Origin of the sequence: Chryseobacterium indoltheticum, from assembly GCF_003815915.1 — a bacterium.
Classification (GTDB): Bacteria; Bacteroidota; Bacteroidia; order Flavobacteriales; family Weeksellaceae; genus Chryseobacterium; species Chryseobacterium indoltheticum.
The window spans coordinates 4135168-4158461 of record NZ_CP033929.1 but is presented as its reverse complement, the minus strand read 5'-3'; the positions used below and the strand labels follow the sequence as shown (position 1 = coordinate 4158461).

The following is a 23294-nucleotide window of genomic DNA, read 5'->3' as shown; positions in this document are numbered from 1 at the left end:
TGGCTTGGTATTAAGTTTTATATTTTATTCTCTGTTCTTAACTAAAATCCAACCCGTGTATTTAATTGGGGTTTTTGCTTCGTTTGGCTCATTCCAGTTGATGTGATACCAATAAGTTCCTGTTAAGATCTTTTTATTTGAATGGGTTCCGTCCCATCTGTAATTGTTAGACTTGTCGCCTGTGAAGATCTTGTTGCCATATCTGTCATAAATTACGAAAGTAAGATTATCTTTATAAGCTAATTCTCTGTAGTCTATGTAGTCGTTTACGTTGTCTCCATTAGGTGTTATTGCATTTACTAAATTTGGTACAGTAACTTCCACAGAAACAGGGGTACAGTTGAAAGAATCTTTTACATAGAATGTATGCTGACCTCTTGTAAGATTGGTAAATACATTAGAATCCTGCCAATTGGTTACTCCGTCTACAGAATACTGGTACGGTGCTATTCCTCCACTTACCATTACTGTCGCTGTATTGTTAGCTATTTCAATTGAAGTAATCACAGGGTCTTGTGCTTTCTTTACACTTACAAACTGCTTCACAGAACATCCTGCATCCTGAAGGATTACCCAATAATCACCTACTGCAACTTCTGTTATAGACTGTGTAGTTGCGCCGGTGCTCCAACGATAAGATTGATAGCCTGGACCTGGATCCAGCGTTGTTCTGTCATCAATACAGATATATTTATCAACCAAGATCGGAGACCTTTTCGGAGGTGTCACTTTCAGATTGATTTTAGCGATCGCATAACAGCCATTTGAGTTGAAAACTCTTGCATATACAGAGCCGTTTCCTGATAGATAAGCATCAACGCCTATAATTTCGTTTGTTCCGTTGCTTGCATCCGTAGATGTAGGGTAGAATTTTTTTGTAACCGGTGTTTCAGCCGTTACATTGGCACTTACAAGATTAAATCTTGCTTGAGTCTCATTATTTTCTAAGAAACATTCTGTTAAAGTAGCTTCTTTAACAACCGGAGTAGGGAAGAAGTCTAAAGTGATTTTAGCATTTCCGACACAACCTTCAGCGGTTAAAACTCTTACGTATACTGATCCCAATCCTGAGAAATAGTTGGTAGGATTAGTAATCTGATTTGTATTTGCATCTAAATCTGCAAGGGTAGGGTAGAATTTTTTTGTTGTTGGGATCGCGTTGTCGGTTACGTTGGCAGTCGTTAAATCAAAAAATCCGTTTCCTGCATATTGACAAGCTCTGATTGTTCTGTCGGTCAATACAAAAGGAACGACATTTAAGTTTAAAGTAACCTGTTCGCAATCTATAAATTCAGTGGCGTTACCGCAGAATTTATAAACAATTTTATCTGGTCCTAAATATCCAGGATTTGGAATATAAGTAATTACTCCTGTAGCCGGATTAAGCGTTGCTGTTCCTTTTGTGGGTTGTGTGATGATTACCACGGTTCCCGGTACTGGCGTCTGGGTTGAGTTCGTAAAGGTCGGAACAATTGCTTTAGTACCACAGATATTTATGTTTTGAGTCGTTTGCTGCAGACATGCAAATACCTTATAAATTGGTGTTGTCACCGGAGGGCAAGTTCCCATAGTTACCTTTACAGTATAGTTTCCGGCAGCTGTAGGTGTTATCGTATGAGAAGTGGCTCCTGTAATTGGCGCATTGTTCAAATACCATTGATAGGTCTCGTAACTGTCGTCAACTTCTAGGATGATTCCCGGAATACACTCGCCAATCTGTTTAGCAATGATAGGTATTGAAGAAAACCCTGCAAAATATCCTCCATAACCAGAAGTGCTATATCCTCCATTGATACCTGCTGTAACCGCTTTGTTCGATAGAATTGTTAGATTTCCGGATACCAGTTCTATCCCATAAGTTACCCATGCAGTACTTCCGTTGAGAGGAAACGGACCTTGTGCAGCTGTAGGAGTTATTGGAGCGCCACCATTGGTGGTATACGTAACAGTAGCACCTGCTTCTGTGATTATGTTCAGTTTTATATTTTGTGATGCCAATGGAACGACACTTGTACCACCAGTTCCTGTAGGCATTTCGTCAATTTTGGGCAATTCATCAATTTTTCTTGGTAAAAAACAATTTAATGGCGGAATATAATTGAATCCACCCGTTTCATTTTGATTTAAAATAGAAACCAATTGATACAAATACACATTTTTTGAGGTGGTAACAAGCATATTAAAGTGCTCTGAAGTTCCTTGCGCTACATAATCATTACCTGATATTCTGTACATTTGGCCTTGGTTGAGCGTTGCAACTGAGGTTCCTGAGCCATTAAGAAATACCTGCGTGTTATTTTCTGTAGCTACAATGATACCTCCTTCCAAATCTGCAGAAGAAGATCGGGTTCTTACCATAGCAAAAGTACTTCCCAATCTTTCTACCGGTACCGACTGGTCTAATATAATATCAGATCCGCCGCTGGTAACACTTCCAAAATTACCATTCACATTTCCGTTGGTTAATGTAATGGGTTTATTGGCTACGATCTTTGCTCCTATGAAGTTGTTGATGTTTTGTCCATTGGCTCCTGCCAAACCCGCATACACAAACGAGTCTCCTTTATTTAATGTGACAGTATTGGTTGTTGTGGTCGGGGCTCCACCTATAAAAGTAACAGCAGTATTCCAGGTAGCTGTAACTACTGTATTGTCTTCGGTTGCCAAAACTCCTGCAGTAAAATTGCTTGAAGTAGCCGTAGATGGTGTAGCCACTACAAAAAATTCTTTACCCGTTCCGGCTTTTCCTTTGCTGGTAAGGATCTCTCCGTGTGTTGTACCACTTACGAGTCTTAGTGTACAAAAAAATGGTTTAGCACCCTTCAGGTAAAGACCTCTGTCGATAATATTAAATGCATTTGCTGCGGTATTTACCGAGATATTTGCTGAAGGAATCGTAAGTATTTTTGGATCTCCTTTACTTATGGTAACAACTCCTACCACATTGCCGGGTGCTGTTGAACTTTTGCTGGTGACAGTAACATCAAAAGGTGTTACTGAATCTGTTGATAGATAAACCGCTTGTGTCGTTGAAGAGGATGCATAGAAAGGCGCAATCCAGTGCTCCGTATCTCTCTGTGCAAACAAAGAAGTAGATGTTATAAATATCAATACGAGACTTAATAGAAATCTTTTCATAAATATGGAATTAGGATTCCTACAAAATTAAAATAATATTTAATATATTATTAATAAATTATTATAAAAATTAATATATTATTCTTTGTTATTTATTAAAAATAATTCTAAATAATAAACTTATAATGATTTTACATGTCTTGATTATAAAAAAAAGAGAGGCTATTCCTAGCACTCTCTTTAGATGAAAATAAAATAAATCACTTATTTATAATATTTTTTTTATTAAAATTCAGCGGTCACTTTCCGTAGTTTTATGAAATAAATCTAATTATTTAGATTTGGAAATATGTTAGACTGCTCCTGCAGAAACTGCAGATTCTTTATTAGATTATTTTGATCAGCATCTGTCAATTTTTGTATGTGGAGTTTTATAACGTCATCCACAAATCAAATATCTATTCCCGATTCTTTATTAATAACCATCCCGAATGAGAAACGGGTAATTTTGTGTCAGGCTCAATCCATTTTATAATATACCAATAGGTTCCTGTGAAGAGGCTTCTTCCACCAGATTTTCCGTCCCATTTGTAATTTTTGCCTGAAGATTTGTAAACTGCTGCTCCGTATCGGTCAACAACTTCGATGCTGACTTGGTCTTTTATCTGTAAATCGGAGTAATCTAAAACATCATTTCTTCCGTCTCCGTTTGGCGTGATGGTATTTATTAAATTTAAAATTAAAAAATCTTTAATAACAGGTTGACAACCATCTTTTCCAATGACATACGCTTTGTGAGGGCCTCTGGATAAGCCGGTAAATACATTGGAGCTTTGATAATCAGAACCATTTAATGAATATTGATAAGGCACTGTGCCTCCGGTAACATTAATTGTCGCACTTGTTCCTGTGACAACGACGCTTGTAATAGTGGGAGCCTGTGCTGCTGTTACAGTTACGGTTTGTCTGTAGATGCAGCCATTAAAACCCAAATCTACATAGTAAGTTCCTGTGCCAACTGTAATGCTAGAAGTAGTAGCTCCTGTGCTCCATAAATAAGACGTAAAGCCATCTCCGGCGTTCAAAAGTGCTTTGTTACTTGAGCATATTACCTGATCTTTCAAGACATCAGATTTTTTTGGAGACCTTAAACTGATCTTTAAAGTTGCCGTATTTGGACATCCGTTACCACTTATGAATCTGATATAAAATGTTGCAGGTGCAGTAATTATTTGGTTGGCAGCTATTGTATTGTTTCCTGATTGAGCATCTGCTAATGTAGAATGAAACGTAAGTGTTACAGAAGGATCTGTAGTAAACTGGTTTTTATAATCATTAAGGTTGATATTTTCTGAACCGTTTAAGTCGTTATCACAAACATCAGTGGTAACATTTGAAGTCAATAATGTGATTTTGTTAGCGATTTTAAAATCGATTTGCCCGAAAGATGATGGGCAAATAATGCTTGATCCGTCTACTCTTACATAAACGGTAGTATTTGCGGTGTAAGTCCAGTTTACAGGCAGCGTGTTGTTGTTTCCAGCGTTGGCATCGGTTTGATTTAAATAATATCTTATCGTAAAATTCCCTGAGTTGGTTACAATTTGTGGACTCACGTTGTTGAAGTTTACATTGATAATCCCATCAAAATTATCATCACAAAGTACAGCATTGTAGTTTGCGGTGTTAATGTTCGGTGATGCATTCACAGATAATGTAATTTGTGCCGTTTTTGTGCATCCGTATGCTGAGGTTACATTAGCATAAATAATTCCTGCAGGTCCTGTATAAGTTGCAGGTGTAGCAATTTGACCTGTTAAATTTTGGTTTGTATAATAGGTAACGGTATTTCCTGTATTTGAAGAGATATTTGCTGTTGTCAGATCGTAAGTTCCATTTCCTGTAATGTTGCTGCAAGATGTTAATGATGCATTGTTTACCTGAAGAACATCAGTATTAATGATAATTTTAAAATATTCAAAAGCGAAGGGATTTCCATTTCCCTGAATATAATAAATAAACTGGTCTGTTGTATTTACAGTCGTCGCATTAGGTGTGTAGGTAATTTGTCCTGTGGTTGGGTTTACTGTCGCAGTTCCGTTAGTTGGCTGAGATATAATTGCAGTTAATGAAGGAACAATGGTTTGTGCAGAGCTGGTGAATACCGGAGTAATCACTTTTGTGTTACAAGATCCTATTGTATAAGTTGTTGTTGAGATTGGTGGACAAACGGTGTAATTATATACCGAAGTCAATTTTGTTTCGCAATTATTTTTAGTGACTGAGCAAGTATAAGCTCCTGCTCCGTACAATTCAGGATTAATGGAAAAAGTAGTTGCTCCGGAAATAGCAACTCCATTTAAATACCATTGGTAAGAATCGTAATTATTATCAACCTGCAAAAGAATTCCGGCGTAGCAGTCACCTGTTTTTGTAATTGCCGGCACCGATGAGAACCCTGCAAAATATCCTCCGTAACCTACGGCGCCACTTCCTGCAGCAATTCCTGCCGTCATTGCTTTTGTAGAATTTAACGTTACATTTCCTGTAACATTCTGAATAGAGTAGCTTACCCAATTTGGGTTTCCGGTAACAGGATAAGGACCATTTGCTGCTGCAATGTTATTTCCGTTTAAAGTTACCGTTGATCCGGTTTGAGTGATGATATTTAATCTTGTAGCAAAGGTTTGACCTCCAATTCTGTTGATAAATCCTATTTCATCAATTTTATTTGGCATAAAACAGCTCAGTGGCGGGATAAAATTCATTCCTCCGGAAGCATATTCATTTCCGTTGGTTGCTCCGGAAAGTAGTTGGTAAACATATACATTTTTAGTTGCAGAAATACTCATGTTGTAATGACCATTTCCCTGATTTTGATATATTCCACTCGGAACTAAGTAATATTGTCCTTCATTAAGAGTCGTTGTAGCTCCGCTTCCGTTAAATGTAATTTGCGTATTGTTTTCCGTAGCAATAATCAAAGCGGTTTCCATTTGTGAAGTTACCGTTCCGTTTCCTTTTACAACAACGAAATCTTTACCTAAACGATCAACAGGAATGGCCTGATCCATCAAAATATCATTGTTGGTAAGGTTTTGAGTAGTATAAGCTGCATTAAAGTTTCCGTTCGTCACCGAAATTGCTTTTGTTGCAACAATCTTTGCGCCTACTAATCCTATTTTATTTGCATTTGACCACGAGCTTACAACATCCAAAATGTAAGATTTACCTTTATTAAGCGTAAAAGTTCTTGTAGGTGAAGATATGCCGTCTGAAAAAGTAATATTCGGATTGTAACCGGAAATTGTAACAACAGTGTTGTCTTCAGTGGCAGTAACTCCAATGGTTGCATTCATGTGGTCTTCAGATCCTGAAATAGGAGCTACACCCGCAAAAAATGTTGTCCCTAAACCTGCAGCTCCTTTTGAAGTAAGAATTTCAGCATGATTTGGCATCGCAAATCTGTAATTGGCAAAGAATTTTTTTGAACCTTTTACATTCAATCCCATGTTATTCGGTACAAACAACTGGTTTTGTGATGAAGCAATTAAAAAACTATTAGGAATAATTACCTGCGCAGGATTGTTTTTACTTACCTGAACAGTTGTATAAAGGGTGTTGTTGTTGAAGATCTGTACCGGGAAAGGTGTTGCTACATCGGTTGATAAATATAAATATCCTTCAAGGCCACCAGTTCCTGCTTTTGCAGACATCGGAGCAAACCAATGTTCCGTATCTAGCTGAGCATTGAATAATAAACAAAAAAAAGTGCAGATAATTAGTAAATATTTTTTCATTCTTAAGCTTAAGGGGCGACAAAAATAGGTATTAATAATCATATTTTTACGGCAGTTTTTTTACCTTTCTTCAATATCCTGTAAAATGTTGAAAACTTAAAATTAGCGTCATATATTGTTAATATTGTAATGTGAAATATAGGCACAAAAAAATCCCGATGAAAAATTCATCGGGATTAATATTTTAAAATTTGAAAAGCTATTATAAGCTAACTCTTACAAATCCTGTTACTTTAAGATCTCCGTTTACAGATTTTACGTAATCAGCAACTGAAATTGAGCTGTCTTTGATGAAATCTTGGTGTACCAAAGTATTGTCTTTGTAGAATCTCTGCATTTTACCTTTCAAGATGTTATCGATAATGTTTGCAGGCTTACCTTCTTCAGTAAGTTTGTGTCTTTCGATTTCCAATTCTTTATCAATAGTTTCCTGAGAAACAGAAGTTTCGTCAAGAGCGATTGGATTCATAGCAGCAGCTTGCATAGAAACAGATTTAGCAGCCTCGTCAGCTCCGTCTACTTTTGCAGAAAGAGAAGTAATTGCAGCGATTTTGTTTCCAGCGTGGATGTAAGCTCCCAAGAAAGGTCCTGTAATTCTTTCGAATGCACCGATCTCGATTTTCTCACCGATAACTCCAGTTTGCTCGATCAATTTATCAGCAACAGTCAATCCGTGGAAATCTGTAGCCAATAATTCTTCTTTAGTAGCAGCGAAAATAGCCATTTCAGCTAATTCGTAAGCTAGCTCGATGAACGCTTCGTTTTTAGCAACAAAGTCAGTTTCGCAGTTTAAAGAAATAATAACACCCAATGTGTTATCTTCGTTTACTCTAGCGATTACTGCACCTTCAGAAGAATCTCTGTCAGCTCTGTTAGCAGCAACTTTCTGTCCTTTTTTTCTAAGGATATCAACTGCTTTTTCGAAGTCTCCTTCTGCTTCAACTAAAGCTTTTTTGCAGTCCATCATACCTGCACCTGTTTGGTTTCTTAATTTTGCTACGTCTGCAGCAGCTGGTGAATAAGACATAATATTTGTTATTTTTTTATTTAAAATTGTAATTAACTTTAATAGTTTATTTTTGAGCAGTGCAAAGATAATGATTTTAATGATAAACTAAAAAATGACTTTTAACGTTATAGTATTTATTTAATAAATTTTTAAAGATTTTACATGAAAAAATTATTTCTAATCATATTCCTTTCCGTTTTCAGCCTCGGCATTGCTCAAAAGAAGAAAAAAGCCAAAACTAAAGTCGTTGCAGAAAAAGAAACGGTTATTATTTACACCATTGAAGAAGCAGAATCTACCGCAGAAGCAAGAATTATAGCAGGGTTTATTAAGCAAAATCCCGGACACGAAAAAAATGATAAGCTAAAAAGAAGACTTATCGATATTATTATGGCCGATAATTCTGCAGAAGCAAAGCCTACCATAAAACCATTAAGCAAAAATAAAATTGAAAAAATTGTAAGCAATAATGAGCTTAATAAAAATAAAGATTTAGTTTCCAATACCAAAACTACAACACCTGCACGTACGGTGAATTATGCATCGGTAGGAAGCTCGGGTAAAAAATCGGGACCTAGTGAAGATGCCAAGAAAACAGCTTCTTACTTGACTCATCTTTTCAATAATGATCCCAACGATAATGAAGCGTACATTAATATTAAAAATAAATCGAAGTGCAGACTTATTGTAAAAATAAACGGGAAAAAATATTATAACCTGGATGTGCCGCCAAACGGACAAAACTTTGTAATGGTTGAAAAAGGTGAATATGTTTTAACAACGATGGTGTGTGATGCAAAATATTCTTCGCTCAAGAAAGTAACAAGAGATATTGAAATTCAGCTGAATGTTGCTGAATAGAGAATAGAAAATAAAAAAAAGCGGTTAAGAAATTCTTAACCGCTTTTTTTTATCCTTTAAATTGCCCCATCGCAATAAATTTGTCTTGTCTGTGTGTTTCAAGCTCCTTACCTGTAAATTTTGAGAAAGCTTTAATATTCTGTAAAATAGAAGTTTTCAAATTTAAATAAGCAACTTCAGGATCATAGTGAGCTCCACCAAGTGGCTCTTCTACAATTCCGTCGATGAATTTTTCTCTTAAAGCATCTGCGGGAGTAAGATTTAATGCATTTGCAGCATCTTCTTTGTGATCCCAGTTTCTCCAAAGGATTGAAGAACAGCTTTCTGGTGCAATTACAGTATACCAAGTGTTTTCTAGCATATACACTTTGTTACCAACACCAATTCCCAATGCTCCGCCACTTGCTCCTTCACCAATAATGTAAGTGAAAATAGGAGTTTTAAGCATTGTCATTTCAAAAATATTTCTGGCAATCGCTTCACCTTGTCCTCTTTCTTCAGCTTCCAGACCAGGATAAGCTCCCGGCGTGTCTACCAAAGTAACCACAGGAATTCTGAATTTTTCAGCAAGCTTCATTAGTCTTAAAGCTTTTCTGTATCCTTCAGGATTTGGCATTCCGAATCTTCTGTATTGTCTTTCTTTGGTTGTTCTGCCTTTTTGAGTTCCCAAAATCATGATTCGTTGACCGTCCAATGTAGCCAAACCACCAATCAATGCAGGATCATCTGCAAAGTTTCTGTCACCGTGAAGCTCCAGAAAGCTTCCTTTATCTACCATACCTTTGATGTAATCTAAAGTATATGGGCGATCCGGATGACGTGATAACTGTACTCTTTGCCAAGGTGTAAGATTTCCGTAGATCTCTTTTTTTGTATCTCTGATCTTGTCTTCGATCTGGCTGCATGCTAATTTTACATCAACACCACTTTCTTCTCCTACCAAAGAACATGTTTGATATTGATCCATCAGCTCTTTTATAGGAAGTTCGAAACTTAAATATTCCATTCTTGAAGTAAATTAAATCTTTCAAATGTATGAAAAATTATGAAAACCTATTTAAAATTATTTACAGCATTGCTTATTCTGGCGACACTTTCCTCTTTTCCAATGAGTTCCAAAATATCCGGAACATCTGGTCCTTTCAGTTCTCCTACCAAAGCTAAACGAAGCGGCATCATTACTTTACCCATTCCCAAACCTTTGTTTTCAGCGAAGTCGTGTAAGTTCTGTTTGATGTTTTCAGAAACGAAATCATCAATTGAATTTAAATTTTCAGCAAATTCAGTCAAAAGATTTGAAGTTTCATCATTCCAAGCTTTTTTTGAAGCTTTTTCATCGTAAGAAGTTGGTGCTTCAAAGAAAAACTTTCCGTTTTCGTAAATATCTTTCGGGAAAGTTGCTCTCTCTTTCATCAGATGAATAATCTTTAATAATTTTTCATCTTCCATATTTAAATTTAAATCTGAGGTTTTCAGAATATTTAATAATTCTTCATCAGACGTTTTTTGAATATACTGATGATTAAACCACTCAGATTTTTCTTTGCTAAATCTTGCGCCTGCTTTATGAACTTTATGCAAATCAAATTCTTTCACCATTTCATCCAAAGACAAAATTTCTTTATCATCTGCAGGAGACCAACCTAAAAGTGCGACCATATTGATGAATGCTTCAGGCAAATATCCACTTTCTCTATATCCTTTAGATACGTGCCCTGTTGCAGGGTCTGTGAAATTTAAAGGAAATACAGGGAAACCAAATTTATCACCATCTCTCTTGCTTAATTTTCCTTTTCCTTCTGGTTTTAAAATCAAAGAAAGATGCGCGAACTGAGGCGCTTCCCAGCCCATTGCTTCATATAATAAAGTGTGCAAACCTAAAGAAGGCAGCCATTCTTCACCACGGATAACGTGAGAAATTTCCATTTCATGGTCGTCGATAATGTTGGCAAAATGGTAAGTAGGCATTCCGTCGTTTTTTACTAACACTTTATCGTCTAAAGTATCTGTATTTACCGCTGAATTTCCTCTGATAATGTCTACCAAACCTAAAGTTCTGTCAACAGGCATTTTAAATCTTACAACGTAAGGTGTTTTGGCATCCAACAATTGTTGAACTTCCTCTTCAGAAAGTGCAAGACTGTTTCTTAAGCGGTTTCTGGTTTTATTGTCATAAGAGAAAACATCACCTTTAGCTTCATATTCAGCACGGATAGCATCTAATTCTTCCGCAGTGTCGAAAGCGATGTAAGCATAATCGGTTTTAAGGATCTGCTCTGTGTATTTATCGTAAATATCTCTTCTTTCAGATTGTCTGTATGGAGCAAATTTTCCGCCTTTTTTAGGGCTTTCATCGGGGATGATTCCGCACCATTCCAAGGCTTCTTCAATGTATTCTTCAGCTCCCTCAACGTATCTTGCAGTATCGGTGTCTTCTATTCTCAATACAAATTCGCCGCCCTGATTTTTAGCAAAAAGATAATCATACAATGCGGTTCTTACGCCTCCCAAATGCAAAGGTCCTGTAGGACTTGGTGCAAAACGGACTCTTACTTTCTCCATTTTAAATAAAATTTTTGCAAATTTACTTAAAATTAAATGTTTTAATGATGTTTAATGTTTTCTATATTGGGATTTTTAATCTTAATATTTACATTTGTATAAATTTAGAATTCATCAATTATGCTAGAAATCGGCGAAAGACCTTGGGGTAAATATTACGTATTGGCAGACGAACCCAATTATAAACTGAAAAGAATTGAGGTAAATCCGGGACAAAAGCTGTCATATCAGTATCACCACAAAAGACAGGAACAATGGACAATCATTGAAGGAGATGCTACCATAATTTTGGATGATAAAGAAATAAAACTTTCGTATGGTGAAAGTATTTTTATCCCTTTGGGAGCTAAACACAGAATCATGAATCTTTCAGAAAAACCGGTTGTCTTCATAGAAGTACAGACGGGAACTTATTTTGGGGAAGATGATATTGTGAGGCTGGATGATGAGTATGATAGAGGTTAATTCAATTATTAATTCCTATTAATAAACAAAGCCAAAAATAAAATGTTTGTTTTATTTCTGGCTTTGTTGTTCAAATTTTTATCGTTAGAAGCTTAAAAAAGTTTCTTTACTTCTGATTTTATTTTTTCTAAGATTTTTTTTTCAACCTTATGCTTTTCAACATCGAAAAAATAATTGGCTCGCCAGGGTTTTTCAGATTTGGTAACCAATTCGAATAAGATGCGATTTCTTTCGGCTAATTTTAATCTTTCCTGATAGGTCTCATCATCCAAAAGATTTTTATCTGTGGTATAAGATATTTTAGAGTAATGATTTTGATGGAGCACAATGGGATCTCCTACAATTTGTATTTCAAGACCTTTTAAACGTACTCTATATAAAAATTCGTTATCATCAAACGCTATACCTTTCGCAAATCTTTCATCAAATCCTCCCAGATCGTGCAGGTTTTCCTTTGTAATTGCAGCGCAGAAATGATATCCTTTAGGATTTATAAAAGGATGATTATACCAGCAGTCTAGTCCGTCACCAATATATCCTACACTGTTTTTTTGCATAAGTTCATTTAGTTTTTCTGAATCATTCAAAAAAACTTCAATATTATTTGTGCTGTCTATACCAAGAGAGAAACAGGCAAAACTTATATAGTTTTGATTAGTGATATTTTCTAAGGTATACTTTAAAATGTCTCCATAATGAGTGCATTCAGGATTTTGTAGTATAATAATATCTCCTTTTGCTTCTTTGAATCCGATATTAAATGGGATACAAGAGTTGGAATACCACTTGTCTTTTTTTTCTAATCGGATTATTTTTAAAAACGGATACCTGTTTGCAAGTTCTTCTAGTCTTTCGTCTTCATCACTACCGTCATCTACAGCAATTACTTCAATGTCTAATTTGTGATTTTCAATTTGTTTTGAAATACTTAATAGAGTAGTGTCAAAGAGTTTTTTTCGGTTGTAATATGCTGTTACTATTGAGATTTTCATTTAAATAATAAGAATTTTTTCTTTTTTATCTGCCAATTACTTTGGAAGATAATCCCTAAATACACTTTTTTAAATTTTTCAATATCATGGAATTTCTTTTCAATCTGATATTGCTTTTCATAATGATATACTTTAAAAAAACCTTCTATAGGATACAGGTCTATAAGTCTGGTTTTAAGAAGGTATTCACCATATATCACACATTCCGATGGTGGGGTAACTTTGTCTATTTCCTGGAAGAAATCTAAAAAAGTTTTGTTTTCATTTTTTAAATAAACTTCTACAAAGTGTTCCCAAACTTTACAGCTCCAAAGGTATGGAGATGGACCGTAATCCCACTCTTTACCTTTGTTTCCAAACAGAGGACGAGTCGCTCGTAATGCTTCCTTAAAGAAAATGTTTTCAGAATCTAAACCAATATTTTCCATCGTTTCCAAAAATGGTTTAGATTCATGCATTATCGTGTAAGGCGTATTTTCATCATATAGAAAGTCCGAATAATAAAAATCACGGATAAATTCTGAATCAGAATCAATACACAAATAATTTTTACAGAGATTAAGTTTGTAAACGTGCGCTTTTATGATTTGCTGGTATCTCCATCCATCCGAACTGTCGGCTTCAATGATATCTGAATCTCTAATAACGTTATAATTTGCAATATTATTTTTGAAAAACTCAAAATCATTATCGTTCACAGATATAACGACCGGAATATTCTCTTTATTGTACTTTTCTATAGACGTAAGAAGTTTTTGTACCCTTTCGAAATCGGGTTTATATGTTTTAATGAATAAAATAAGTGATTGCATAATGTCATTAAAAATTTAAGGTTTTTTCCCAAAGCTCAACCGATTTTTTTTCAGAGAAATTATTCTTGAAAAAATGACTGGCTTCATCTTTTTGTCTCTCGTAATCTGATGAATTGTTTAAAAGACTTTTGATAATATCAGCAAATTCTTTTTCATCATCACTTACTAAACAGCCGTTATTTTTTTTGTCTGAAAAACCGTCCACTGCTTTTTCGGTTCCAACAACGGGCAACCCGTAAGACATTGCTTCCACTACTTTTATTTTAATGCCGGTTCCTTTCAGCATTGGGCAAATTGCAATTTTGCTTGCATGATAATAAATGTTTAAATCGTCTGCAAAAAAGACTTTTTCAATATTTTCATGATCCGGAACATGCTTACAGATTCTTCCAATAATACAAATTTTTATTTCTTTAGGAAGAAGAGGCAAGACTTTTTCGACAAACCAGTTAATCGATAATATATTAAAAGGATTGTCGCTGCCAACAAAGATAAGATCATATTTTTTTTCAATATTTGAACCTTCAAAATTTTCAGGAAAACTTGGCGGAATATTAATCACTTTATCTCCCAAAAAACTTTTGAAAATAAAATACTCGTCCTGAGAAATAGTAACGACTTTATCATAAAGCGAAAGATTGTTGATTTCTTCACCAAATCTTTTGCCCAAATCCAGGTTTTTATTGTTGTAAAACTCATTCAGCGTAATCCAGTCGTGAGTGTCAACAATTGTTTTTGCTCCTTTTAAATCCTGATCCCGGATGAGATCTGTCCAGAATTCATAATTGATAAAAATATAATCGTACTTTTTCTGAGCAAGAAGAGCAGTGAAATTATCTTTCAGATATTGAGTAAGGTATTGATTGGAATTTTCTTTGTTGAATTTTTTCTGAATTTTATATTTCCAATATTCTAAAGTCAGTTTTTTCTTTGGCGGTTTGGTTTTCAGAACAAAAACTTCATTAATAATTGCAGAATCAATGTCTTGAGGAGAATCTCCAAAACTGTTGTAATAATCTTCTACTCCTACAAGATCAATATTCAAGCCTAAAGACTTCAATTGTTTCAGATTGGTGTACGTACGCAAAACATTTCCGGCTCTTTTGGAGAAAGGACTTTCGGGAAAGAAAAATAATAAGTTCTTATTAGAAAAATTCATTAATGATTTTTGTTTAGAATGAGCGTCTTTTGAAAGTTGAGGAAATAAATGCTTAAATTCGTTTTCGCAAAAGCTTAGACAAAATAATAAATTTAAAATGGGAATTAAAAGATTTTTTAAAAATAAAATCAAAGATTATCAATTCATCAAAAATAGAAGAAAGTTAACCATCAATCTTCTTAATCTTGATTTTTTTAAAAGTCACCCATTTAATTTTTCCACAGACGCAAACTCTGAAGTTTCAATTATTATTCATAATGTAAATGATGTGAAACTGTTGCTCAATTGTCTTTATTATATTGAAAAATTTGACCGAAATATTCTCAAAGAAATTATTGTTATTAATAGTAAAAGTAACGATGAAACCCAGAACTATTTAGAAAAAATAAAGGGAATAATTATAATCGGACATGAAGAAAGTATTGGTTTAACTCAAAATGTAAATCTTGCCATTGAAAATGCAAAAGGGAAATTTATTTATCTTTTAGATTCTCATGTTTTGGTTCAGGAAAATTATTTGTCACGTTTGATAGAAGTTTTTAATATCAAAGAAAACGTAGGTTCAGTTGGTTCTAAAATGATTTCTATCAACAATACTATAATCGAGGCAGGAAATTTGGTTTGTGAAAATTCTGAAATTGTTGAATTTAGTAAATCTGAAGCAATTGATGCTCCTCAAGTTAATTTTTTAAGAAAAGTAGATTTTTGCGCCGGAAGTTTATTGTTCCGGAAAACCAAAGAAAACGGAGATTTAAATCTACTGAACGAAAATTTTTCTTCGCCCTATTTTGCAGAAGCTGATTTATGTTTGAAACTGAAAAAAGAAGATAATTTAGACACTTATTATCACCCTCTTTCAGAAGTTGTTTGTTTTGATAATTCTTTTAAAGCAGAAAATAATACTGATCGAAAAGTTTTCGCTGATCATTGGAATTCTTATTTTACCAATAAAAAATATGTAAAGAGCGAGAAAATTAATTATAACGCTCATTACAAAACTCCAAATTTTCTCTTTCTGGAAGAAAATATGCCAAAACCAGATCAGGATTCCGGTTCAAGAAGGTTTATGGAAATTATAAAGATTCTTCAGAGAAACGGACATCACATTGTTTTAGCGGTTAAACATTTTGATAAAACTAAAGATTCCGATTATATCACTTATTTTCAAAATGCAGGAGTTGAGATTTGCAAAGATTATGTAAATGCTCAAAATAAAATTGTAAAAGTAGAAGATCAGGTTGTAAACACTTTGTTGTATGTCGATGTTATCTGGATCTTCAGACCTTTAGGATTTAATCATTGGTACAATCTAATTAAGGATAAGATAAGCGGACAAAAAATCATTTACGATATGGTTGATCTTCATTATCTGAGATTGGAGCGCGAAAATAATTATATTGATGTTGTCACAAAAGAAAGAGAACGGGAAATAATTTTCTTCAAAGAAAAAGAATATGCAGGAATGAATATTTCAGATGCGGTGATTTCTATCAGCGACGAAGAAAAAAATACAGTTTCTGAAAACGGAGTCAAAAAAGATAAAATTTTCACGGTGAGTAATATTCACAAACCTGTAAAAAATATTCCGTTGAGTTTTTCCGAAAGAGAAGGCTTGCTTTTCATTGGCGGTTACAATCATTTGCCAAATATTGATGCTGTAAAATTTTTACATAACCAGATTATGCCTTTAGTTTGGGCAAAAAATAATCAGATTAAAATCTTTATGTTGGGACCAGATTTCCCTGCCGATTTGAAAGAAAAATATCATTCCGATCGCTTTCAGATTTTAGGATATCAGGAAACCGTAGATTTTTGGTTTGAGAATTCAAGAGTTTTTGTAGCACCACTTCGTTACGGAGCCGGAGTAAAAGGAAAAATCGGACAGGCTTTAGAATTCAAATTACCTGTAATTACTACCGGAATTGGTGCAGAAGGAATGAGCTTAGAAAATGCAAAAACGGCGTTAATTTCAGATGAAAATCCTCAAAATTTTGCAGATAAAATTCTTGAATTATATGATAATGAAAATCTTTGGCGGACGTTGCACGAAAACAGTCTTTTACCGCTTTCAAAATTTTCTATAGAAACTCAGGAGCAGAATATTAAAAATATGCTTCAGTATTTAGGGTTCAGAAATTAATTTTTATAAATTTTCTGATACTTTTTAGGCTTAAAAAATTTGTAAATCAATTTTCTGTACCATTCATCATAATATTTTGATTTATACTTTTTATTCTCACGAATTAAGCTCATAATGCTGTGAAAATCAAGCCCGTTTTGTTTGTAAAAAGTATAATGTTTCTTATAAATTTCAAAGAAATTATCAGAAAGCCTCGAACTGTTATCAATACTTGTATTGGTAAGCGAATCTGTGGTATTTCTGATTCTGTAAAAGAATAAAAACTCATCAATTTTATGAACTTTCGCACCAATTTCAACCAAAGAAATCCAGAAATCCCAATCTTCGTAATAGTTTAATTGAGTATCAAAACCACCCACTTTTTCGAAATCTTCTTTATAAATAAGTGCAGTAATCGGAATACAGTTTTCAATTAAGAAATCAAAAGTATTGAAAGGCTGCAGAACCCATTCTGTGTCTGTTTTTTCGAAGAATTTTCCTTTGGTGTAGCAGATTCTTATTTCATTGTTTTTTGAAAGAATCTGATGTGTTTTATCTAAAAATTTTTTGTCAATAAGATCATCACAATCCAAAAAGAGAATATATTTTCCTGTAGCCGATTTTACACCGTTATTTCGGGCAGAAGATTGGCCTTGATTTTCCTGATGAATGATTTTTAAATTTTTGAAATCGCTATTTTTTTCAATTAAATCTAAAGCAGATCTTTCGGAACCATCATTCACAATAATAACTTCAAAATCCTGATACGTTTGATCATAAACACTTTTCAGAGTTTCATGAATATAGTTTTCACCTTTGTAATAAGGAATAATGATAGAGATTTTTTCGTTCATGTCTTAAGAAATAAGTGTTTTAAACCAGCTTTCAAAACTGTATTTATTTTTGATTTCTGCAGGAATTTCCTGATAAGGATTTTCAATAAAATTATTCAGATTTTCTTCAGAATCTTCACCGATGATGAATATATTTCCTTGTCTGTAAAAATCGTAATTTTTCACATCCGGGTTATCGGTAATTAATTTCTTTTCGTATTTCAGCGCTTCAAAAAACCGGAAAGACAATCCATTATGCTCTTTTAATTTTAAATCCAAAAGAGCTTTTGAACTTTTAACCCAGCCCATATTTTCATCGTACGTCAGAAATTGATTTGTGAAATTGATTTCTCCTTCAGGTTCTCTTTTGTCCCAACTGAAAAGAAGTATTTTTTGACTGATTTTTTTGAGACTTAAAATTGCTGAAAACTCTTTTAATGTTTTAAATCGCTGTTCCACATACGTTCCGATGTAGAAAACATCATTTTTAATGATTGGTTGAGTTTTCTCTTCTTCAAAATTAAAAAAGAAATTAGTCAGAAAGAAGATATTTTTCTTTTCATCAACATCATTTTTATCAAATACGAAAAACTTATCAAAGAATTTTAGTTTTGGATAAACATCTGGCGTTCTGCTGAGTCCGTCCCAATGATTTCCGACTAGTTTTTTAGTTTTGGTTCTGATGATGCTTAAAAACTCTTCCGAAAAAAAATCTGTTGTCATCACCAAAATTGTTTCATATTCGGGTAATCTTTTAGCCTTTTCTCTCAAAGTATTTTCTATAAAGGCTTTCCTCAGAATTTCTTTATACTTTTTGTCTCCTAAAACTGTTTTTCGGTAAATATTATTAAGTTGCTCACGCCAGTTTTTATATCTGAATTTCTCATCAGAATACAGCAAAAAATCTACATTGTTATAATTCAGATATTCCAGGTTTTTTTTGATGAGGTCTGAAATTCCTGCATAGTTATGCATAATGATGAGGATTCTGTTCATCGGTAAAAATATTTAAAGAATAGGAAAAGAATAAAATGTTCAGATTTTAATTTTTGGTATAAAGCGTTTTTTTCATTTTGCACTTCTTTCAAAAATCTTTTTGCATCTTCATTAAAATCTTTTTCAAGATAAGCCGAAAACTTTCTTTCTTTATCATTAAGTGTTCTCAATTTTATTTTAAAATCTCTGAATATTTCAGTCTTTTTATCATAATCAAAACGGCTGATAAGTTTCTTTTTAGAAGCCTCATCTTTAGAATGGCAAATTCCTCCAACTTGTTGTTCGCCGTGAATACGGTAGGAAAAGAGTTGTTCATTTAAAAAGGCAAACTTTTTTTGTTCGGCAGAAACCAATGCAATCCACTCATCATGATGTAAACCTTCAACAGTTGGAAAAGGCAAAACCTGATTAGTAAATGATTTTCTGATTGCCATTGACGCACCTGTTGCAAAATTTCCAATGGTTGCAAAAATTTTAAAATAGTTGATTTCTTTTTTACTTTCGCTTAAAAATTTTGGAACATCCCAAACTGTATAATGTTTTTTTTGTACACTGTTTTCATCAATAATAAATCCGTTTGAGCATACAACATCGATGTTTTTATTATTTTCGAAAAAATTAGCGAACATTTTCACCTTATCTTTTTCCCACACATCATCCTGATCGCTCAAAAATATAATTTCGCCGGTACAAATTGAGATCGCTTTTTCAAAGTTTTTTACACTTCGCAAATTTTTTTCATTAAGATGAATTTTGAAAATATTTGGAAAATTCTTTTCGTATTCAGCTAAAATGTTTTTGGTTTGATCTGTTGAGCCGTCGTCGCAGACTACAATTTCATCTACTTTCAATGACTGGTCAAGAATAGAATCAATCTGCTCACGGATAAATTTTTCACCGTTATAAGTACAAAGTGCAACAGAAATTTTTGTCATTTAGCTCAGATTAAAAACAGTATTCACCCAATTGTCCAAAGTGTATTTATGATAAACTTCGTCTGGAAGTTTTTGATATTCGGTTTCAAAAAACGACTTTTCAATATTACTGAAATCATCATTGAGAATCAAAATATTTTCCGGATTATAAAAATCGTAATTTTTAATCGTTTGATTGTCTGTGATGAACTTTTTTTCTAAAGCCATTGCCTCAAAAATACGAAAACTTAGCCCCATCTGATTATCTCTTTGAAGATCAAGAATTACTTTTGTATTTTTATATAACTTAGGTAATGATTGTTGAGGAATGTTTTTGGTTCTGAATTTAATGATATTAATATTTTTCGAGTCAACAATCTGTGTGATTTTGTTTTTCCAACTTTTCTTACCGGCTACAATTGTTTTAAAATTGATATTTAGATCATTAATCTTATTAATTAAGAAATTGAGTTTCTGTAATCTCTGCGTATCGTAAGAGGTAATGTAAAAAAGATCAAGATGCGGGTTTTGCTCCTCTTTAGGGCAATATTTGAGATAATTATAGTTGGTTATTTTTTTAAACCCATGTTCTTTCACATCTTCGTCATCAAAAGAAAAAACGGTATCAAAAAAATGTAAAATATGCTGAGCCGGATTTCTCGACATGCTGTCGTATAAATAAGCAATATTTCGATCTGCGTATTTTCTGATCACTTCATGCACATGCTCTTCTATACTTTCAGGGTTAATTACAAGGATTTGATCCTGTTTTCCTATCTTTTTAAGAGAATCGATGATAAAATTTTGTCTTTTTTCGTGTTTCAGATTTTTTCCGATAAAAACTTTGCTCATCGCATTCTTTACCCTTGCACCAAAATTTTTGTGTGTAAAGGCTCCAATATTGATATGGTACGCTTCTACACCTTTTTCTTTTAGTTTATTTACGATATGTTCATCATAATGCCAAAAATCAAAACTGATTAAACAAATTTTCATAAAACAAAAGTAAAGATTTTAAAATTTAAATTTCTATTTTTGAGGAAATGCCCACTTTTTTCATGAAAAAGAATATTCTAATCGATGTTGAGCGACTCAAATACCCAAGATCAGGAATTGCAAATGTCTGTATTTCCTTAATCAAGGGTTTAGACGAAAAATTGTGCCATTTCAATTACACCTTTTACGGTCCGGCAACGAATATTCCGGCAATACAATCTGATTTTAAGATCATTAACTGGAAATTTTGGCATAAAAAAATTAAAGTAAATACTTCGTCTTTTTCTTTAATACATGTAACGCATCAATTATCAGATTATTTTCATTCTAAAAAATCAAATCAGAAAAAAGTTGTTACCCTGCATGATTTGAACTTTCTTCATGATAAAAGTTCTGCCAGAAAAATTGAGAAATCTAAAAAACTAGTTCAGAAAAATATAGGAAACGCAGATGCTATTGTTTGTATTTCAGAATTTGTAAAAAATGATTTCCTCAAAAATAAACATTTATTTACCTTAAAAAATGACGTTGAAGTGGAAGTTATTTACAACGGGCTGATTTTTCCCAAAAACGAAAAATTTAGTTCTAAAAAAAAATATGAATTTATCGATCGAAAATTTATACTCAATATCGGCGTGCTTTTTCCTAAAAAAAATCAGGAAGTTTTATTAGAACTTCTCAAAGATAATGATCAAGATTTGGTTCTGATAACTTCGTCTGCTAAATCAGCTTATAAAGAGAGTTTCCTTGAGAAAGTTAAAAATTCAGGCTTCGAAAAAAGAGTTCACATTTTAGAAAATGTAGAAAATAACGAAAAGTACTTTTTGCTTCAACATTGCGAATCTTATTGTCATCCTTCATTGGCGGAAGGTTTTGGGATTCCTCCGGTTGAAGCCATGTATTTTGGGAAGCCTATTTTTCTAAGTAATTTAACCAGCCTTCCGGAAATTGGTGGTGATTTGGCTTTTTACTTTAATAACTTTTCTGGTGACTCGATGCGAAAAACATATAGTGAAGGAATTGAAAAATTTTATGCTGATCAGGAAAATTTTATCACAAAATTGAAGGAAAGAGCTTCGCAATTTAGTTATAAACAAATGGCTGCATCTTATGAAAAGTTGTATGAAAGGCTTTTAAATTAAAGTTTAGTTTTGCCAAATTTAAGTTTCCTTTTAAAAGTTTTTAAAGTGTCTCCGTATTTGATGTCGATACGGTTAACCTCAAATCTGTTTTTAAATGGGTAAGCTGCAATGTTATTGCCAATTCTCATAGCAGAAGTAATCCCGATTTTTTCGAGCATTTCAAAGAATTCTTTTCTACGCTCTTTTTCTTTCGGAAATTTCCCGTAAGGATATGCCAGAACTTTTGTAAAATTAATTCCATTCTGTTCTAAAATTTCAATATTTTTTAAAAGATCGGTTTCGGCTTCTTGTAATTTTAATTGAGAAAAATTACGATGTGAATGACTGTGTAAAGCTATTTCAATTAATTTTGAATTTAAAGATCTTATCTCATCAAAATTCATGTATACCCTTTCTTCTCCATTTATATTATTCTGAATAAGCTCGGTAGGAATGAAAATTGTCGCTTTCATTTGGTGTTTTTCGAGCAACGGCATGAGATATCGCAAATTATTGTAATACCCGTCATCCAAGGTTAATATGATTTTGTTTTCAACCGATTTTGAGTATTCCAAATCCTTGAAAAATACTGTTGTGAAATTGTTTTTGATGTAAGTAAGTTGCTCTTCAAGATTTTCTACAGTTACAATTAGATCATTTTTGTAAGCAATTGATTGTGGTAAAACCTGATGATACATTAAGATGCGAATGCTTTCTTTTTTTGAAAAGCCTAAAATTCGTTTAAGAACCGAAATCATAATCTATCTGAATTTATAGATTTCGTGAAGTTTTTTATATTTAAGAAAGGTATAAAAAGCCGCTGTTGCCGCTGCATAATAACCAACTAAACCGTCAAGAAAGCCTAAACGTAAAAAATATGATTTGAAAAATTGAAACAAAGGCTTAAAAAGAATTTTAAAAATATTCGATTTTTTACCATTTTTATACATCTTTTCTGCCATCATCGAAGTGTATTTATTAGATTTTTCGATGTGATGATAAATGTCTTTGTATGTGTAATGATTTATTTTTCCTTTCAGTTTGCCTTTGGTTTCGGTTGTCGCAAAGGCTTCATGTACAATGTCTTCAGAGTATTTTCCGTGACCTTTTTTGAAGAGTCTTTCTCTTTTTATATTTCCCCAACCTCCGTATTTCAATGTTTCACCCAAAAAGATATTGTTGAATTCTACATCGTAAACATTAAATGCCGATTTTGGTTCAGAAATGATTCTTCGAATGGAATCGATGAGTTCTTCGTTAGGAATTTCATCAGAATCTAAAAATAAAATCCATTCTGATTGACATTGTTCAATCGCTAAATTTTTTTGTTTGCCAAAGCCTAAGAATTTTTGCTGAATAAATTTCACTTTCGGAAATTTTAGACAAATTTCTTTTGTACTGTCTGTAGAAAAACTGTCGACGATAATAATTTCGTCGGCTAAGTCGTAAACAGCATTCAGGTTTTTTTCAATTATCCTTTCTTCGTTAAAAGTAATCATTGCTACAGAAAGCTTCATAAATTAGTGACTTACTGCTGCAAAAATACAGTTTATTTTCAGAATTCTATATTTGATAAA

General features: G+C 33.2%; 18 protein-coding genes. 4 read left to right on the top strand and 14 right to left on the bottom strand.

All coding sequences use genetic code 11. The annotated features are described in order from the left end of the window. Nucleotides 1-24: 24 nt before the first annotated feature. From EG358_RS19145 to tsf, 3 genes are all read right to left on the bottom strand, one after another. Nucleotides 25-3138 (bottom strand): T9SS type B sorting domain-containing protein, encoded by a 3114-nt coding sequence (locus EG358_RS19145; RefSeq protein WP_076560365.1) that lies wholly within the window; start codon nt 3136-3138, stop codon nt 25-27. A gap of 398 nt (nt 3139-3536) precedes the next feature. Then, entirely contained in the window at nt 3537-6878 is a 3342-nt protein-coding gene (locus EG358_RS19140; RefSeq protein WP_076560363.1) for a T9SS type B sorting domain-containing protein, read from the bottom strand. 202 nt (nt 6879-7080) lie between these two features. Next, entirely contained in the window at nt 7081-7905 is an 825-nt protein-coding gene (tsf, locus tag EG358_RS19135; protein ID WP_076560361.1) for a translation elongation factor Ts, read from the bottom strand. Between the two features lie 144 nt (nt 7906-8049). Here tsf and EG358_RS19130 point away from each other — a divergent pair, with 144 nt between their 5' ends. Further along, the gene (locus EG358_RS19130; RefSeq protein WP_076560359.1) at nt 8050-8748 is read left to right on the top strand and encodes a DUF6759 domain-containing protein; all 699 of its coding nucleotides are present in this window, start codon (nt 8050-8052) and stop codon (nt 8746-8748) included. Nucleotides 8749-8797: 49 nt separating this feature from the next. Here the strand turns inward: EG358_RS19130 and EG358_RS19125 are convergent, their stop codons facing one another. Then, the gene (locus EG358_RS19125; RefSeq protein WP_076560357.1) at nt 8798-9754 is read right to left on the bottom strand and encodes an acetyl-CoA carboxylase carboxyltransferase subunit alpha; all 957 of its coding nucleotides are present in this window, start codon (nt 9752-9754) and stop codon (nt 8798-8800) included. A gap of 47 nt (nt 9755-9801) precedes the next feature. Further along, nucleotides 9802-11310, bottom strand: a complete 1509-nt coding sequence (gene gltX, locus EG358_RS19120) for a glutamate--tRNA ligase (RefSeq protein ID WP_076560355.1) — start codon at nt 11308-11310, stop codon at nt 9802-9804. 120 nt (nt 11311-11430) lie between these two features. Between gltX and EG358_RS19115 the strand changes: the two genes are divergently transcribed. Continuing rightward, nucleotides 11431-11775, top strand: a complete 345-nt coding sequence (locus EG358_RS19115) for a phosphomannose isomerase type II C-terminal cupin domain (protein ID WP_076560353.1) — start codon at nt 11431-11433, stop codon at nt 11773-11775. Nucleotides 11776-11867: 92 nt separating this feature from the next. Here EG358_RS19115 and EG358_RS19110 read toward each other — a convergent pair whose 3' ends face one another. The 3 genes from EG358_RS19110 to EG358_RS19100 are packed head-to-tail and all read right to left on the bottom strand — an operon-like array spanning nt 11868 to nt 14738. Then, the gene (locus EG358_RS19110; RefSeq protein WP_076560351.1) at nt 11868-12767 is read right to left on the bottom strand and encodes a glycosyltransferase family 2 protein; all 900 of its coding nucleotides are present in this window, start codon (nt 12765-12767) and stop codon (nt 11868-11870) included. Next, the gene (locus EG358_RS19105) at nt 12764-13579 is read right to left on the bottom strand and encodes a DUF6492 family protein (protein ID WP_076560349.1); all 816 of its coding nucleotides are present in this window, start codon (nt 13577-13579) and stop codon (nt 12764-12766) included. The genes EG358_RS19110 and EG358_RS19105 overlap by 4 nt, the downstream gene beginning before the upstream one ends. A gap of 7 nt (nt 13580-13586) precedes the next feature. Then, nucleotides 13587-14738 carry a glycosyltransferase gene (locus EG358_RS19100; RefSeq protein WP_076560347.1) on the bottom strand — a complete coding sequence of 384 codons (1152 nt, stop codon included), beginning with the start codon at nt 14736-14738 and terminating at the stop codon, nt 13587-13589. A 97-nt stretch (nt 14739-14835) separates the two neighbouring features. On the opposite strand from EG358_RS19100, the gene EG358_RS19095 reads away from it, so the two are divergent. Then, nucleotides 14836-16878 carry a glycosyltransferase gene (locus EG358_RS19095; RefSeq protein ID WP_076560345.1) on the top strand — a complete coding sequence of 681 codons (2043 nt, stop codon included), beginning with the start codon at nt 14836-14838 and terminating at the stop codon, nt 16876-16878. Here EG358_RS19095 and EG358_RS19090 read toward each other — a convergent pair. From EG358_RS19090 to EG358_RS19075, 4 genes are read right to left on the bottom strand one after another with little or no spacing between them, the layout of a single operon-like run. Continuing rightward, the gene (locus tag EG358_RS19090) at nt 16875-17711 is read right to left on the bottom strand and encodes a glycosyltransferase (protein ID WP_076560343.1); all 837 of its coding nucleotides are present in this window, start codon (nt 17709-17711) and stop codon (nt 16875-16877) included. The genes EG358_RS19095 and EG358_RS19090 overlap by 4 nt on opposite strands. Before the next feature lie 3 nt (nt 17712-17714). Then, complete coding sequence (locus EG358_RS19085) at nt 17715-18686, bottom strand: hypothetical protein (RefSeq protein WP_076560341.1); 972 nt, start codon at nt 18684-18686, stop codon at nt 17715-17717. Next, nucleotides 18683-19621, bottom strand: coding sequence for a glycosyltransferase family 2 protein (locus EG358_RS19080; RefSeq protein WP_076560339.1), 939 nt, complete (start codon nt 19619-19621; stop codon nt 18683-18685). Before EG358_RS19080 ends, EG358_RS19085 begins: the two co-directional genes overlap by 4 nt. Next, nucleotides 19622-20596 carry a glycosyltransferase family protein gene (locus tag EG358_RS19075; RefSeq protein ID WP_076560337.1) on the bottom strand — a complete coding sequence of 325 codons (975 nt, stop codon included), beginning with the start codon at nt 20594-20596 and terminating at the stop codon, nt 19622-19624. Between the two features lie 62 nt (nt 20597-20658). On the opposite strand from EG358_RS19075, the gene EG358_RS19070 reads away from it, so the two are divergent. Continuing rightward, the gene (locus EG358_RS19070; RefSeq protein ID WP_076560335.1) at nt 20659-21738 is read left to right on the top strand and encodes a glycosyltransferase family 4 protein; all 1080 of its coding nucleotides are present in this window, start codon (nt 20659-20661) and stop codon (nt 21736-21738) included. Here the strand turns inward: EG358_RS19070 and EG358_RS19065 are convergent. Further along, nucleotides 21735-22475, bottom strand: a complete 741-nt coding sequence (locus tag EG358_RS19065) for a polysaccharide deacetylase family protein (protein ID WP_076560333.1) — start codon at nt 22473-22475, stop codon at nt 21735-21737. The genes EG358_RS19070 and EG358_RS19065 overlap by 4 nt on opposite strands. A gap of 3 nt (nt 22476-22478) precedes the next feature. After that, nucleotides 22479-23234 carry a glycosyltransferase family 2 protein gene (locus EG358_RS19060; RefSeq protein ID WP_076560331.1) on the bottom strand — a complete coding sequence of 252 codons (756 nt, stop codon included), beginning with the start codon at nt 23232-23234 and terminating at the stop codon, nt 22479-22481. Between the last annotated feature and the right edge of the window lie 60 nt (nt 23235-23294).